The organism is Thauera phenylacetica B4P (genome assembly GCF_000310225.1).
GTDB classification, from domain to species: Bacteria; Pseudomonadota; Gammaproteobacteria; order Burkholderiales; family Rhodocyclaceae; genus Thauera; species Thauera phenylacetica.
Genome location: NZ_AMXF01000090.1, coordinates 1 through 15,130 on the forward strand (window position 1 = coordinate 1; position 15,130 = coordinate 15,130).

12 protein-coding genes are annotated in these 15,130 nt (G+C 67.5%); 2 read left to right on the plus strand and 10 right to left on the minus strand.

Features of this window, described 5'->3' with window-relative positions:
* Nucleotides 1-310 precede the first annotated feature (310 nt).
* The 6 genes from accC to scpA are packed head-to-tail and all read right to left on the minus strand — an operon-like array spanning nucleotide 311 to nucleotide 7,674.
* Nucleotides 311-2,299 carry an acetyl-CoA carboxylase biotin carboxylase subunit gene (gene accC, locus C667_RS12500; RefSeq protein ID WP_004364727.1) on the minus strand — a complete coding sequence of 663 codons (1,989 nt, stop codon included), beginning with the start codon at nucleotides 2,297-2,299 and terminating at the stop codon, nucleotides 311-313.
* A 23-nt stretch (nucleotides 2,300-2,322) separates the two neighbouring features.
* The gene (locus C667_RS12505; RefSeq protein WP_004364731.1) at nucleotides 2,323-3,855 is read right to left on the minus strand and encodes an acyl-CoA carboxylase subunit beta; all 1,533 of its coding nucleotides are present in this window, start codon (nucleotides 3,853-3,855) and stop codon (nucleotides 2,323-2,325) included.
* A 48-nt stretch (nucleotides 3,856-3,903) separates the two neighbouring features.
* A complete protein-coding gene (gene meaB, locus C667_RS12510; RefSeq protein WP_004364734.1) occupies nucleotides 3,904-4,896 on the minus strand; it encodes a methylmalonyl Co-A mutase-associated GTPase MeaB in 993 nt (330 codons plus the stop codon).
* A gap of 16 nt (nucleotides 4,897-4,912) precedes the next feature.
* Entirely contained in the window at nucleotides 4,913-5,245 is a 333-nt protein-coding gene (locus tag C667_RS12515) for a DUF5615 family PIN-like protein (RefSeq protein ID WP_004364737.1), read from the minus strand.
* A complete protein-coding gene (locus C667_RS12520; protein ID WP_004364740.1) occupies nucleotides 5,242-5,469 on the minus strand; it encodes a DUF433 domain-containing protein in 228 nt (75 codons plus the stop codon). The genes C667_RS12515 and C667_RS12520 overlap by 4 nt, the downstream gene beginning before the upstream one ends.
* Before the next feature lie 39 nt (nucleotides 5,470-5,508).
* Complete coding sequence (gene scpA / locus C667_RS12525; RefSeq protein WP_004364742.1) at nucleotides 5,509-7,674, minus strand: methylmalonyl-CoA mutase; 2,166 nt, start codon at nucleotides 7,672-7,674, stop codon at nucleotides 5,509-5,511.
* 413 nt (nucleotides 7,675-8,087) lie between these two features.
* Here scpA and C667_RS12530 point away from each other — a divergent pair, with 413 nt between their 5' ends.
* Entirely contained in the window at nucleotides 8,088-8,759 is a 672-nt protein-coding gene (locus C667_RS12530; RefSeq protein ID WP_004364745.1) for a GntR family transcriptional regulator, read from the plus strand.
* 483 nt (nucleotides 8,760-9,242) lie between these two features.
* Here C667_RS12530 and paeA read toward each other — a convergent pair whose 3' ends face one another.
* The 3 genes from paeA to C667_RS12545 all read right to left on the minus strand — a co-directional run bounded on the left by paeA (nucleotide 9,243) and on the right by C667_RS12545 (nucleotide 13,082).
* Nucleotides 9,243-10,541, minus strand: a complete 1,299-nt coding sequence (gene paeA, locus C667_RS12535) for a polyamine export protein PaeA (protein ID WP_004364746.1) — start codon at nucleotides 10,539-10,541, stop codon at nucleotides 9,243-9,245.
* 541 nt (nucleotides 10,542-11,082) lie between these two features.
* On the minus strand, nucleotides 11,083-12,762 hold the full coding sequence (locus C667_RS12540; protein WP_004364749.1) for a cation acetate symporter: 1,680 nt from the start codon (nucleotides 12,760-12,762) through the stop codon (nucleotides 11,083-11,085).
* A complete protein-coding gene (locus C667_RS12545) occupies nucleotides 12,762-13,082 on the minus strand; it encodes a DUF485 domain-containing protein (RefSeq protein WP_370701716.1) in 321 nt (106 codons plus the stop codon). The genes C667_RS12540 and C667_RS12545 overlap by 1 nt, the downstream gene beginning before the upstream one ends.
* A gap of 165 nt (nucleotides 13,083-13,247) precedes the next feature.
* Here C667_RS12545 and C667_RS12550 point away from each other — a divergent pair, with 165 nt between their 5' ends.
* A complete protein-coding gene (locus tag C667_RS12550; RefSeq protein ID WP_004364752.1) occupies nucleotides 13,248-14,030 on the plus strand; it encodes an enoyl-CoA hydratase/isomerase family protein in 783 nt (260 codons plus the stop codon).
* A 519-nt stretch (nucleotides 14,031-14,549) separates the two neighbouring features.
* On the opposite strand, the gene C667_RS12555 is transcribed toward C667_RS12550, so the two are convergent.
* Nucleotides 14,550-15,125, minus strand: a complete 576-nt coding sequence (locus tag C667_RS12555; protein ID WP_039921446.1) for a DUF3299 domain-containing protein — start codon at nucleotides 15,123-15,125, stop codon at nucleotides 14,550-14,552.
* Nucleotides 15,126-15,130 lie beyond the last annotated feature (5 nt).

Below are 15,130 nucleotides of genomic sequence, written 5' to 3' on the forward strand. Positions count from 1 at the left end.
TGGTCGCGCGCGGCGAAGGTGGTCGCGCGCGGCGAAGGTGGTCGCGCGCGGCGAAGGTGGTCGCGCGCGGCGAAGGTGGTCGCGGGCGGCGAAGGTGGTCGCGTGCGGCGGAGGTGGTCGCGGGCGGCGGAGGCGGGATCGCCTGCGGCGAATCGCATAAAAAAGGGGCCTGCTTGCGCAGGCCCCGAGCCGACAGGCACCCGGGCGTGGCCCGGGTCTCCCTCCCCATCGATCAAAGCGCTTGCCCGGGCCGGCGTGGGCGGCGGGGGCGAGCGGAGCGCGTCCCGCTACGCCGGCCCGGGGCGGAGGATCATTCGAACTCGATGATGACCTCGTCCACCGACAGGCTGGCACCGGGCTTGGCGACGATCTTCTTGACCTTGCCGTCCTGCTCGGCCTTGAGGACGTTTTCCATCTTCATGGCTTCGATGATGGCGAGCTTCTCGCCGGCCTTGACGTCCTGGCCTTCGCTCACCCCGACCTCGCGCAGCAGGCCGGGCATCGGGGAGAGCAGGAACTTGGACAGGTCGGGCGGCAGCTTCTCGGGCATCAGCGAGAGCAGGTGGGCGGCGCGCACGGTCATCACGATCGGCTCGACCTGCAGGCCGAAGTGCGAGATGCGGTAGCGCAGGCCGCGGCGTTCGATCTGCAGGCCGATCGGGGCGCCGTTGACGGTGCCGGAGAAGAGCAGCTCGCCGAACTTCCAGTCGGAGACGATGTTGTAGGTCTTGCCTGCGCTGGTGACGGCGAGGCCGCCTGCGATGGACGCGGTGGTCATCGGGTACTGCTTGCCGCCCATGACGACGACCCATTCGCTGGCGACCTTGCGGCCGTGGCCGGCGAGCTGGCCTTCGATCTGCACGGCGCGCTCGATGTAGCGCATGCGGGCGAAGGTGGCGACGGCGGCGAGCAGCGCGGGGTCGTCGTGCGGGACCATGGAGGCGTCGAAGCCCTTCGGGTACTCCTCGGCGATGAAGCCGGTGTTGAAGTTGCCCGAGCAGAAGCGCGGGTGCTGCAGCAGCGCGGCCTGGAAGGGGATGTTGGAGCTGATGCCGCGGATGACGAAGCCGTTGAGGGCGTCGCGCATGCGCTCGATGGCGTCCTGGCGGTCCTTGCCGTGCACGATGAGCTTGGCGATCATCGAGTCGTAGAACATCGAGATCTCGCCGCCTTCATACACGCCGGTGTCGACGCGCACGCCGTCGCCTTCGGCCGGGGGCTGGAACTTGACGAGGCGGCCGGTGGAGGGCAGGAAGCCGCGGAAGGGATCTTCGGCGTTGATGCGGCACTCCATCGCCCAGCCGTCGATGCCGACGTCGGCCTGGGAAAGGGGCAGCTTCTCGCCGTAGGCGACGCGGATCATCTGCTCGACGAGGTCCAGCCCGGTGATGAGCTCGGTGACCGGGTGCTCGACCTGCAGGCGGGTGTTCATCTCGAGGAAGTAGAACTCCTTGGTCGCGCCGCTGACCACGAACTCGACCGTGCCGGCCGACTCGTAGTTCACCGCGCGCGCCAGGGCCACGGCCTGCTCGCCCATGGCCTTGCGCATCGCGGGGTCGACGAAGGGGCTCGGCGCCTCCTCGATGACCTTCTGGTGACGGCGCTGGATGGAGCAGTCGCGCTCGTTGAGGTACACGTAGTTGCCGTGCCCGTCGCCGAGGACCTGGATCTCGATGTGGCGCGGCTCGAGCACGTACTTTTCGATGAAGACGCGGTCGTCGCCGAAGGCGTTGCGGGCCTCGTTGACGCAGGAGGCGAAGCCTTCGTGCGCTTCCTTGTCGTTGAAGGCGACGCGCAGGCCCTTGCCGCCACCGCCGGCGGAGGCCTTGATCATGACCGGGTAGCCGATGCCCTTGGCGATCTCGACCGCCTCGTCGGGGCCGGAGATGGCGTCGTTGTAGCCGGGGATGGTGTTCACGCCGGCGGCGATGGCGAGCTTCTTGGACTCGATCTTGTCGCCCATCTTGGCGACCGAGTAGTGCTTCGGGCCGATGAACTTGATGCCTTCTTCTTCCAGCCGGCGCGAGAACTCGGCGTTCTCGGACAGGAAGCCGTAGCCCGGGTGGACCGCCTCGGCGCCGGTCTGCTTGCAGGCGGCGATGATCTTGTCCATGACCAGGTAGGACTCTTTCGAGGCCGCCGGGCCGATGCAGACGGCTTCGTCGGCGAGCTCGACGTGGAGCGCGTTCTTGTCCGCCTCGGAGTAGACCGCGACGGTCTTGATGCCCATCTTGCGGGCGGTCTTGATGACGCGGCAGGTGATCTCGCCACGGTTTGCAATCAGGATTTTCTTGAACATTTGGTCGGTTCCTCGTGCGCGGATCAGAGCGGGATGTTGCCGTGCTTGCGCCACGGGTTGTCGAGCTGCTTGTCGCGCAACATGGCCAGCGAGCGGCAGATGCGCTTGCGGGTGTTGTGCGGCATGACCACGTCGTCGATGAAGCCGCGGCTGGCGGCGACGAAGGGGTTGGCGAAACGGGCCTTGTATTCGGCTTCGCGCTGGGAGAGCTTCTCGGGGTCGCCCTTCTCTTCGCGGAAGATGATCTCGACCGCGCCCTTGGCGCCCATCACGGCGATCTCGGCGCTCGGCCAGGCGAGGTTGACGTCGCCGCGCAGGTGCTTGGACGACATCACGTCGTAGGCGCCGCCGTAGGCCTTGCGGGTGATCAGGGTGACCTTGGGCACGGTGCACTCGGCGTAGGCGTAGAGCAGCTTGGCGCCGTGCTTGATGATGCCGCCGTACTCCTGCGAGGTGCCGGGCATGAAGCCGGGGACGTCGACCAGGGTGACGACCGGGATGTTGAAGGCGTCGCAGAAGCGCACGAAGCGGGCGGCCTTGATCGAGCTCTTGATGTCGAGGCAGCCGGCCAGCACGAGCGGCTGGTTGGCGACGATGCCCACCGGCGAGCCTTCCATGCGCGCCAGGCCGATGATGATGTTCTTGGCGTAGTCGGGCTGCAGCTCGAAGAAGTCGCCGTCGTCGACCATCTTGAAGATGAGCTCCTTCATGTCGTAGGGCTGGTTCGGGTTCTCCGGCACCAGGGTGTCGAGCGATAGGTCGATGCGGTCGGCGGAGTCGACGCAGGGGATCGCGGGCGGCTTCTCGCGGTTGCTGGAGGGCAGGAAGCCGACCAGGCGGCGCGTCATCATCAGCGCCTCGACGTCGTTCTCGAAGGCGAGGTCGGCGACGCCGGACTTGGTGTTGTGGGTGACGGCGCCGCCGAGCTCCTCGGCGGTGACTTCTTCGTGGGTCACGGTCTTCACGACCTCGGGACCGGTCACGAACATGTAGGACGAGTCCTTGACCATGAAGATGAAGTCGGTCATGGCCGGGCTGTACACCGCGCCGCCGGCGCAGGGGCCCATGATCAGCGAGATCTGCGGGATGACGCCGGAGGCGAGCACGTTGCGCTGGAACACGTCGGCGTAGCCGCCGAGCGAGTCCACGCCTTCCTGGATGCGGGCGCCGCCCGAGTCGTTGAGGCCGATGACCGGGGCGCCGACCTTCATGGCATGGTCCATGACCTTGCAGATCTTCTCGGCCTGGGTCTCGGAGAGCGAGCCGCCGAAGACGGTGAAGTCCTGCGAGAAGACGAAGACCAGGCGGCCGTTGACGGTGCCGTAGCCGGTGACCACGCCGTCACCGGGGATGTGCTCGGCGTCCATGCCGAACTCGGTGCAGCGGTGCTCCTTGTACATGTCCCACTCTTCGAAGCTGTCGTCGTCGAGCAGCAGTTCGATGCGCTCGCGCGCGGTGAGCTTGCCCTTGCGGTGCTGCGCGTCGATGCGCTTCTGGCCGCCACCGAGGCGGGCCAGTTCGCGCTTCTGCTCGAGCTGGCGAATGATGTCTTGCATGTGTGTGATCTCCTGTCAGATCTCGGGGTTTGGCGACCGCCGGGGCGGTCAGCCCTGTTCGTTGCGCTGGAGGTGGCCGAGCAGCCGGAAGGCTGCGGCCGCGGGCGTGGTGCCGCCCTCCTCGACCGCGCGTGCGAGGGCGGGAAGCTCCTCGCGCACGCGGGGGTGGCTGCGGAAACGGCTGCGCAGCCCGGAATCGATCATCTCCCACATCCAGGCGAGCGCCTGGTGACGACGCTTGGCGGCGAACTCGCCGGAGGCAGTCAAGGCCTCGCGGTAGTCGCTCACCGCCTTCCAGAAATCGGCGATGCCCTGCTTCTGCAGCGCCGACAGGGTGAGCACCGGCACGGTCCAGTTGGGGCTGGCCGGGCGCAGCATGTGCAGCGCGGTCTTGATCTGCGCCTTGGCGCGCATGGCGGCGCCGGCGTCGATGTCGGCCTTGTTGATGACGATCAGGTCGGCGATCTCCATGATCCCCTTCTTGATCGCCTGCAGGTCGTCGCCGGCGTTGGGCAGCTGCAGCAGGCAGAAGATGTCGGTCATGCCGGCGACCGCGGTCTCGGACTGCCCGACGCCGACGGTCTCGACGATGATGACGTCGAAGCCGGAGGCCTCGCACACCAGCATGGTCTCGCGCGTCTTCTCGGCCACGCCGCCCAGGCTGCAGGCGGAGGGGCTGGGGCGGATGAAGGCGGCGGGGTTCTGCGACAGCAGCTCCATGCGCGTCTTGTCGCCGAGGATCGACCCGCCGGTGACCGACGAGGACGGATCGACCGCCAGCACCGCGACGCGCAGGCCCTGCTCGATGAGGAAGAGCCCGAGCGCCTCGATGAAGGTGCTCTTGCCCACGCCCGGCACGCCCGAGATGCCGACGCGCATCGCCCCGCCGGTGTGCGGCAGCAGGGCTTCGAGCACCTGCTGCGCGCGCGCCTGGTGGTCCTCGCGCTGCGATTCGATCAGCGTGATGGTCTTGGCGAGCGGCCGCAGCTGGCGCGCCAGCACGCCGGCGACGAGGGCCTGGTCGGCAGGATCGAGTTCCACGATGGGTTCTAGTCTCTTAGTCAATTTCCACCACGCCCGTATCGCCGTCCGCCAGGGCCTCCAGAATTGCATCGACGTTCGCGAGCAGTCTGGTACGGAGTTCGGCGTTGGAAACGTTTCCGCAGTTCAACCAGACAATTTTCGGCGGATAACCGCGCAGCAACTGGATTTCGAGAAAGTCCACGTCTTTCGTAACGATCGCAAACCCCTGCTCCGTCGCAAGCTGCCATAGCTCCAGGTCGGTCGCCGACTCCCGCCCCAGCAGTTGTACATGCGACGCCCCCGGAAAGCCTGCTTCAAGATCGCCGAGCAGACGCCGCGAAATGTTTTGATCGAGCAGCAGCTTCAAGCGGCCAGCCTCGACAGACGCGATTCGCGGGTAGCGGCAAACACCAGGCAGGCCCGGATGTCCGCCACCTCCAGTTCAGGATAGTCGGAGAGCACTTCCGCCTCGCTCATGCCCGATGCGAGCCAGCCCAGGACGTCGTAGACCGTGATGCGCATGCCGCGGATGCACGGGCGACCACCTCGCTTGCCCGGCTCCATCGTGATTCGTTCCATCAGCACGCTCATGCGCCTCGCCTCCGAAAAAGGGCCCGCCCGCGAATCATCTCACCCTGCCTTGCGTGCCGCGCGGATCTGCTTGAGCACCTCGCGCGCCGCCGCCGGGATCGGCGTGCCGGGGCCGAAGATGCCCTTGGCGCCGGCGGCGTACAGGGTGTCGTAGTCCTGCGCCGGGATGACGCCGCCGACGAAGGTGATGATGTCGTCGGCGCCGAGGCGCTTGAGCTCGTTGATGACGGCGGGCACCAGGGTCTTGTGGCCGGCGGCGAGGCTGGAGCAGCCGACCGCGTGCACGTCGTTCTCGACCGCGTGGCGGGCGGCCTCTTCCGGGGTCTGGAAGAGCGGGCCGATGTCGATGTCGAAGCCGAGGTCGGCGAAGGCCGAGGCGACCACCTTGGCGCCGCGGTCGTGGCCGTCCTGGCCGAGTTTGGCGATCATCACGCGCGGGCGACGACCTTCTTCGGCGATGAAGGCCTCGATGTCGGCCTTGAGGGCCTTCCAGTCTTCCTGTTCTTCCACGACGGCTCCATAGACGCCGGACACGGCTTGCGGGTTGGCGCGGTAGCGGCCGAAGACCTTCTCGAGCGCGTCGGAGATCTCGCCGACCGTGGCGCGCAGGCGGATGGCCTTGACGGCGAGGTCGAGCAGGTTGCCTTCGCTGGTCTCGGCGCACTTGGTGAGGGCGTCGAGCGCGGCCCGCACGGCGGCGCCGTCGCGGGTGGCGCGGATCTTGTTGAGGCGGGCGATCTGGGCCTCGCGCACCGCGTGGTTGTCGATGTCGAGGATGTCGATCGGGTCCTGCTTGGCGAGCTTGTACTTGTTGACGCCGACGATGACGTCCTTGCCCGAGTCGATGCGCGCCTGCTTGTCGGCGGCGCACTCCTCGACCTTCATCTTGGCCCAGCCGGACTCGACCGCGCGGGTCATGCCGCCCATGGACTCGATCTCCTCGATCAGCGCCCAGGCCTTGTCGGCCATGTCCTGGGTGAGCTTCTCCATCATGTAGGAGCCGGCCCAGGGGTCGACGACGTTACAGATGTGGGTCTCTTCCTGGATGATGATCTGCGTGTTGCGCGCAATGCGGGCGGAGAACTCGGTGGGCAGCGCGATGGCTTCGTCGAGCGCGTTGGTGTGCAGCGACTGGGTGCCGCCGAAGACCGCGGCCATGGCCTCGATGGTGGTGCGCACGACGTTGTTGTAGGGGTCCTGCTCGGTGAGCGACCAGCCCGAGGTCTGCGAGTGCGTGCGCAGCATCATCGACTTCGCACTCTTGGGGTTGAACTGCTTCATGATCCGCCACCACAGCAGGCGCGCGGCGCGCATCTTGGCGATCTCGAGGTAGAAGTTCATGCCCACCGCCCAGAAGAAGGACAGGCGGCCGGCGAAGGTGTCGACGTCCATGCCGGAGTTGATGCCGGTGCGCACGTACTCGAGGCCGTCGGCGAGCGTGAAGGCGAGCTCGATGGCCTGGTTCGCGCCCGCTTCCTGGATGTGGTAGCCGGAGATCGAGATGCTGTTGAACTTCGGCATGTGCTGCGCGGTGTAGCCGAAGATGTCGGCGATGATCTTCATCGACGGGGTGGGCGGATAGATGTAGGTGTTCCGCACCATGAATTCTTTGAGGATGTCGTTCTGGATCGTGCCCGAGAGCTTGTCCTGGGCGACACCCTGCTCCTCGGCGGCGACGATGTAGCCGGCGAGGATGGGCAGCACCGCGCCGTTCATGGTCATCGAGACCGAGACCTTGTCGAGCGGGATCTGGTCGAAGAGGATCTTCATGTCCTCGACCGAGTCGATCGCCACGCCGGCCTTGCCGACGTCGCCGAGCACGCGCGGGTTGTCGGAGTCGTAGCCGCGGTGGGTGGCGAGGTCGAAGGCGACCGACACGCCCTGGCCACCGGCGGCGAGCGCCTTGCGGTAGAAGGCGTTGGAGGCCTCGGCGGTGGAGAAGCCGGCGTACTGGCGGATGGTCCACGGCTTGACCGCGTACATGGTGGGCTGCGGGCCGCGCAGGAAGGGCTCGAAGCCGGGCAGCGTGTCGGCGTGCTGCAGGCCCTCGGTGTCGGCCCTGGTGTACAGCGGCTTGACCGAGAGGCCTTCCGGCGTGACCCAGTTCAGCTTGTCGAGGTCGCCCCCCGGCGCCTGCTTGGCGGCAGCTTTTTTCCAGGCCTCGACGTCAGGCTGGGGATAGACGGGCTCGTTGGCGTTCGACATGGGAAACCTCGTGAGATCAGCGGCGGCCTGGCATTCAGGCACGACCCGGATTGGAATGTGGTCGGCAAGCCGGGACCCCGCCGGGCGGCGACAAAGCCGCCCGTGGCAATCCCACGAGCGGCCGTCGACGCTCCGGCAAGCGATGCGTCCCCTCTCTTCCGCCGGGTGGTCCCGGCGCCTCCCATGACGCATCGCGCTTCGGAAGTTGACTTGCTCTGCAGGAAAAATAATACTTTATCCATAATTATGAATGCAATAGGCGGCAGCGGGCGAACGAGGTCCGGACACCGGAAAGTGTTTGGCACCAGGTACGCCTGTCCGGCCCGGCGCATGTCGCCGGCCCTCGCCCTGCCCACCCGACGCACGCCATCGCAGACAATCCCTCGAATACGCACCGAAGAAAGAATTCGCCCATGAACGCCACCCGCATCGCTCCGATCGCGCTCTACCAGGAAGTGGCCGAGCGCCTGCGCCAGCGGATCTTCTCGCACGAGCTTCCGCCCGGCACCTGGGTGGACGAGCAGGCGCTGGCCGAGCACTACGGCATCTCGCGCACGCCGCTGCGCGAGGCGCTGAAGGTGCTGGCCTCCGAGGGCCTGGTGACGCTCAAGCCGCGGCGCGGCTGCTACGTGACCGAGATCTCGGAGCGCGACCTCGACGAGGTCTTCAGCGTGATGTCGATGCTCGAGGGCGAGTGCGCGCGCCTGTCGGCCGCGCGCGCGAGCGAGGACGACCTCGCCCGCCTGCGCGCGATCCACGCCAGCCTCGAGAAGGCCGCCGCCAAGCCCGACATCGACCGCTTCTTCGAGGCCAACCAGGCCTTCCACCTCGCCCTGCAGCAGATCGCGGACAACCGCTGGCTGCTGCATGTGATCGAGGACCTGCGCAAGGTCATCAAGCTGTCGCGCCACCACTCGCTGTTCTCGGAGGGCCGGCTCGAGCAGTCGCTCGCCGAGCACCGCGACCTGCTGCAGGCCCTGCTCGACCGCGACGGCACCCGCGCCGAGCGCCTGATGCGCACCCACATCCTCAGCGGCCGCGCCGCGCTGGCGCGCATCGCCGACGCGAAGACGCAGGCGGCGTAAGGCCGGTCGCACCGCCCAACGCCGCCATCGCGCCTGCCGGTGCGCCTACACGAACCTTCGCGCTTGCCGGTGCGCCTACACGAACCTTCGCGCTTGGGCCAATGTAGGAGCGGCGGCAGCCGCGAACATGGCCGTGCCGCAAGCGACGCGGGCGACGGGAACACACGCCGCCATCGCGCCTGCCGGCGCGCCTACATACACCATCGCGCCTGCCGGTGCGCCCACACGAACCATCGCGCTTGGGCCAATGTAGGAGCGGCGGCAGCCGCGAACATGGCCGTGCCGCAAGCGACGCGGGCGACGGGAACACACGTCGCCATCGCGCCTGCCGGCGCGCCTACATACACCATCGCGCTTGCCGGTGCGCCTACACGAACCTTCGCGCTTGGGCCAATCTAGGAGCGGCGGCAGCCGCGAACACGGCCGTGCCGCAAGCGACGCGGGCGACGGGAACACACGCCGCCATCGCGCCTGCCGGCGCTCCTACACGGGTTCGACGGGGGTTTCGCGGGTGACCAGCACCTGGTCGATGCGGTAGTTGTCGATGTCGACGACCTCGAACTTGTAGCCGACATAGGTCACGAAATCGGTGCGCTTGGGCACCTTGCGCAGGCGGTACATGAGGAAGCCAGCGACCGTCTCGTAGTTCTGGAAGCCCTCGAAGACCTCGATCTCGAGCGCCTGCATGACGTCCTCGATCGGCGTGGCGCCGTCGATGAGCCAGGAGTTGTCGTCGCGGCGCACGATGAGCTCTTCCTGGAAGGGACTCACGAGGTCGCCCATCACCGTGTTCATGACGTCCTGCAGCGACAGCAGGCCGACCACCAGCGCGTACTCGTTGAGAATCAGCGCGAAATCCTCCTTCGCGTCGCGGAAGCGCTCGAGGGCCTCGAAGAGCGTGAGCGTGTCGGGCAGCATCAGCACCTTGCGCACGATCGGCTGGGTGCGCAGCGACAGGTCCTGGCCCTGCACGATGCGCGGCAGGATGTCCTTCGAGTCGACATAGCCGATCACGCTGTCGATGCCGTCCTCGCACACCGGGAACTTGCCGTGCGGATGGGCGGCGATCTTGCGCCGGATGCTCTCCTCGGATTCGGAGAGCGTGAGGAAGACGATGTTCTCGCGCGAGGTCATCGCCGAGGGCACGATGCGCGAGTCGAGCTCGAACACGTTGCTGATGAGGTGCTGCTCCTGGCGCAGCAGCGCGCCCGCCTGCGCGCCGGCGTCGGCCATGGCCATGATGTCGTCGGCGGTGATGTCCTCGATGCGCGCGCTCGGCAGCTTGAACCAGCGGAAGATGAGGTTGGCCGCGCCATTGAAGACCCACACCAGCGGTGCGAACAGCCACATGCACATCTGCATCGGCTGCACCACCGCCACCGCGATGCGCTCGGGCTGCAGCATGGCGAGGCGCTTGGGCATGAGGTCGGCGAAGAGCACGAACAGCGAGGTGACGCAGACGAAGGAGACGATGAAGGCGATCGTGCCGAGCATCGGCCCGTCGTAGAGCGTGCTCAGGAGCTCGGTGACGTAGGGCGACAGCGCCTGCTCGCCGACCACGCCGCCGAGGATGGCGACCGCGTTGAGGCCAATCTGCACGACCGTGAAGAAGTGTCCGGGGCTGTCCTGCAGCGCGAGCACGCGCTGGGCGTTGAGATGCCCTCCTTCGGCCATCAGGCGCAGCTTGATCTTGCGCGAGGCCGCCAGCGAGATCTCGGACATGGAAAAGAAGGCGCTCGCTGCGATCAGCAGGACGATGACGAGCAGTTCGTTGACAGGCACGACGACTCCTTTGGGATGAAGGCCCCGCCGGAAGGCAAAACCAGAATCGATGAGCGGAGTCTATCACCGCGGCCTGGAGACCATTCGGCGGGCGGAGCGGATTCGCGCGCCGTTGTTCGCGCCTGCCGGCGCTCCTACAAGAGGCCGACCGCGCGACAGTTCGCGTCGCAGCACCGGAACACGCAATGATTCATGCAGGAGCCCCCAGCACGCGATGAGCCCATGTAGGAGCGTCGGCAGGCGCGAATAGGCGGGGGGCGGCGACGGGCGATCTCGCGGTTCGACACGCTGCCTTCGCGCCTGCCGGCGCTCCTACAAAAGGCCGATCGCGCGCCAGTTCGCGTCACAGCACCGGAACACGCAAAGGGCCCACGCAGAGGCGCCCGAGCACCCGACGCGCCCATGTAGGAGCGCCGGCATGCGCGAAGGCGGCGGTGCAGGGCCGCACCCACGCCGCAACCGGTCGACAAAAAACCCGCCCGGCGCGGGTGCGCGGGGCGGGTCGGGGATGCGGCGCGGCTCGGGGAGCCGCGCGGATCGGTCAGTGCGACGAGGCGGTCGCGGCGCCGACGCCGGTCTGGGCGCGCACGTACTGGTCCTCGAAGGCTTCCTTCTCGGCCTCGGCTGCCTTGCTCTTGTCGAGCGTGGAGAACAGCCAGGTCATGAAGAAGGCGATCGGCATCGAGAACAGCGCCGGCTGGGTGTAGGGGAAGATCGCCGAGGCGTTGCCCAGCACATCCACCCACACCGACTTCGACAGCAGCACGAACAGCACCGCGCTGATGAGGCCGGAGTAACCACCCCACAGGGCGCCCTTGGTGGTGAGGCCCTTCCAGTACATCGACAGGATCAGCACCGGGAAGTTGGCCGAAGCCGCCACGCCGAAGGCGAGCGCGACCATGAACGCGATGTTCATCTTCTCGAAGGCCATGCCGAGCAGCACCGCGACCACGCCGAGGCCGATGGTGGCGAACTTCGACACCTTGAGCTCGGTGGCCTCGTTGGCCTTGCCCTTCATGATGACGCGCGAGTAGATGTCGTGCGAGATCGCCGAGGCGCCGGCCAGCGCCAGGCCCGCCACCACCGCGAGGATGGTCGCGAAGGCCACCGCCGACAGGAAGCCGAGCAGCAGGTTGCCGCCGACCGCGTTGGCCAGGTGCATGGCGATCATGTTGCCGCCGCCGATGACCTTGCCGCCGATCACGCCGCCTTCGAAGAACTGCGGGTTCTGGCCGACGATGAGGATCGCGCACAGGCCCATGATGGCGATGACGTTGAAGAAGTAGGCGACGATGCCCGAGGCGTAGAGCACCGACTTGCGCGCTTCCTTGGCGTCGGTCACGGTGAAGAAGCGCATCAGGATGTGCGGCAGGCCGGCGGTGCCGAACATCAGGCCGAGGCCGAGCGAGATCGCGGTGACCGGGTCGGCGAGCAGGCTGCCGGGGTTGAGCAGCTTCTGGCCGAGCTTGTGCACTTCCATCGCGCGGTTGGTGAGCTCGTCGAACGAGAAGCCGAACTGGCTGAACGCGAGCACGCCCACCGTGGTGCCGCCGACCAGCAGCATGCAGGCCTTGATGATCTGCACCCAGGTGGTGGCGACCATGCCGCCGAAGGTCACGTACACCATCATCAGCGCGCCGACGACGACGAGCGCGATGTTGTAGTCGAGACCGAACAGCAGCTTGATGAGCTGGCCGGCACCGACCATCTGCGCGACGAGGTAGAAGCACACCACGGTCAGCGAGCTGATCGCCGCCATCGTGCGCACCTTGCCCTGGTCGAGGCGGTAGGCGGTGATGTCGGCGAAGGTGAACTTGCCCAGGTTGCGCAGGCGTTCGGCCATCAGGAACAGGATGATCGGCCAGCCCACGAAGAAGGACAGCATGTAGATGTAGGCATCGACACCCTGCGCGTACATCATCGCGGTGAGACCGAGCAGCGTGGCCGCGGACATGTAGTCGCCGGCGATCGCCAGCCCGTTCTGGAAGCCGGTGATGCCACCGCCGGCGGTGTAGAAGTCGGCGGTCGACTTGGTGCGGCTGGCGGCCCAGTAGGTGATGCCCAGGGTCATCAGCACGAACACGAAGAACATGCCGATGGCGTGGAGATTGAGCGGCTGCTTCTCGGCGGCGTCCATCGCGGGGCCGGCGGCGAGCACCAGCGGGCTGGCGGCCAGCGCGAGCAGGCCGGCGGCGCTGCGGGAAAGGCTACGGGCGTTCATCATTTTTCCTCCTTCCAGGCGGCCTTGACGAGTTCCTTGTTGATGTCGTCGAACTCGCCGTTGGCGCGGCGGACGTACACCAGGGTCAGGATCCAGAAGAAGATGAACTGCAGCAGCGCGGCGAGGATGCCGAAGGTCAGGTTGCTACCCTCGAACAGACGCTTGCCGATGAGCTCGGGCGCGAAGGCCACGAGCAGCACGAAGCCGTAGAAGACGATCAGGACGATCGCCGCGAGAATGCCCGCGAAGCGGGTGCGCTTGGCGACAAGCTCCGTAAAACGGGGGTTGCGCCGAATGTGCGCGTACATCGAGCTAGACACTTTCACTCCCTCCCAAGGATAAGCAACACGAACTGCTTTGCCTCCAACTTCCTCCTGTCCCGTGTCCGTCTGTCGCGGCATCTTGGGCGAGCGGATGATATATCATTCATAAGACACCATACACCTGCGTATGGAAAAATTTTATTTATCGAAAATGCCGAACCGATGAACACAAGAATCGACCTCGACATCGACCAGGGCATCGCCACCGTGACCCTGCACAACCCGACCAAGCTCAACGCGGTGAACGCGGCGATGTGGCGCGGCTTCTCGGCGGCGATGGCGCGCATCGCCGGCGACGATTCGGTGCGCTGCGTGATCGTGCGCGGCGCGGGCGAGAACGCCTTCGCCGCCGGCGGCGACATCGAGGAGTTCCGCAACGTGCGCGCGACGGTGGACGATGCGCTGCACTATCACGAGGACCTGGTGGCGAGCGCCTTGAACGCGATCCGCGACTGCGCGGTGCCGACGGTGGCGGCGATCCGCGGCGCCTGCGTGGGCGGCGGGCTGGAGATCGCCGGCTGCTGCGACATCCGCATCGCGGGCGAGTCGGCGCGCTTCGGCGCGCCGATCAACCGCCTGGGGTTCTCGATGTATCCGGGCGAGATGGCCGGACTGCTCGCGCTGGTGGGGCCGGCGGTGGTGCTGGAGATCCTGCTCGAGGGCCGCATCCTGGATGCGCGCGAGGCGCTGCAGAAGGGCCTGCTGACCCGCGTGGTGGACGACGAGCGCGTGTTCGAGGAGGCGGCGGTGTCGGCCGAGCGCATCCGCGCCGGCGCGCCGCTGGTGGCACGCTGGCACAAGCAGTGGGTGCGCCGTCTGACCACCGGGGAGCCGCTGAGCGACGAGGAGAAGCGCCGCGCCTTCGACTTCCTCGCCACCGAGGACTACCGCGAGGGCCTCGCCGCTTTCAGCGAGAAACGGGCGCCGGCGTTCCGGGGGCGTTAGGCACGAAGCCCGGGCGCCGCGGTTCGCGCCTGCCGGCGCTCCTACAGGAACCCTCGCACGCCCGGCGCCATGTAGGAACCCTCGCACGCCTGGCGCCATGTAGGAGCCCTCGCACGCGCGGCGCCATGTAGGAGCGCCGGCAGGCGCGAATGAGCGGTACGGAGACGGCAGTCGTCGGGGCGGGAACGCCGCTTTCGCGCCTGCCGGCGCTCCTACAAAAATCCTCGCACGCCCGGCGCCATGTAGGGACCCTCGCACGTCTGGCGCCATGTAGGAACCCTCGCACGCCCGGCGCCATGTAGGAGCCCTCGCACGCGCGGCGCCCTGTAGGAGCGCCGGCAGGCGCGAATGGGCGGTACGGAGACGGCAGTCGTCGGGGCGGGAACGCCGCTTTCGCGCCTGCCGGCGCTCCTACAAAAATCCTCGCACGCCTGGCGCCATGTAGGAACCCTCGCACGCCCGGCGCCATGTAGCCGCGAATGCGGCTGATGAGCGGGTGCGTCGCTGGTTCCGCGCGCCTCAACGCCGCTTCGGCTGCTCTTCGACGTACTCCTCCACCTTCACCGCGCGCAGCTGGTAGCCCGCGGTGCCCATGTCGGAGTCGATGCGGCCCACCGCCATCACCCCGTTCACCCACACCGGCAGCATGTTCCAGCCGCCCGGCACCGGCTTGTCGGGGATCACGTGGATGAGCTGGTTGGCGGGCGGCGGCGGGACGTGCACGCAGGCGCCAAAATAGGGCACGAGGAGGAACTCGCGGATCTGCTCGCCGCTGGTCTCGAGCGGCACGACGAAGCCGGGGATGCGCACGCGCGCGCCGGCCATGCGCTCGACCAGGGGCGCGCGGTCCCACTCCTCGCGCATGCGCTGCAGCGCCTCGGCGGCGCGCGGGTCGTTGTCCTCGAGCTTGTCGAGCTCGAGGCTGGAGAGGAAGCCCTCGGGGTTCCAGTCGGTGGGGATGAGGTCGTCCCAGCTGATCTCGCGGAACGCGCCCTGGCCCGGCGCGGGCGCGGCGAGGCGGTCGCCCACGGCGTACTGGCCGGCGGGCTTGGCGGCGGGAGCCTGCGCGGCCGCAGGCAGGGGCGCGAGCGCCAAGGCGG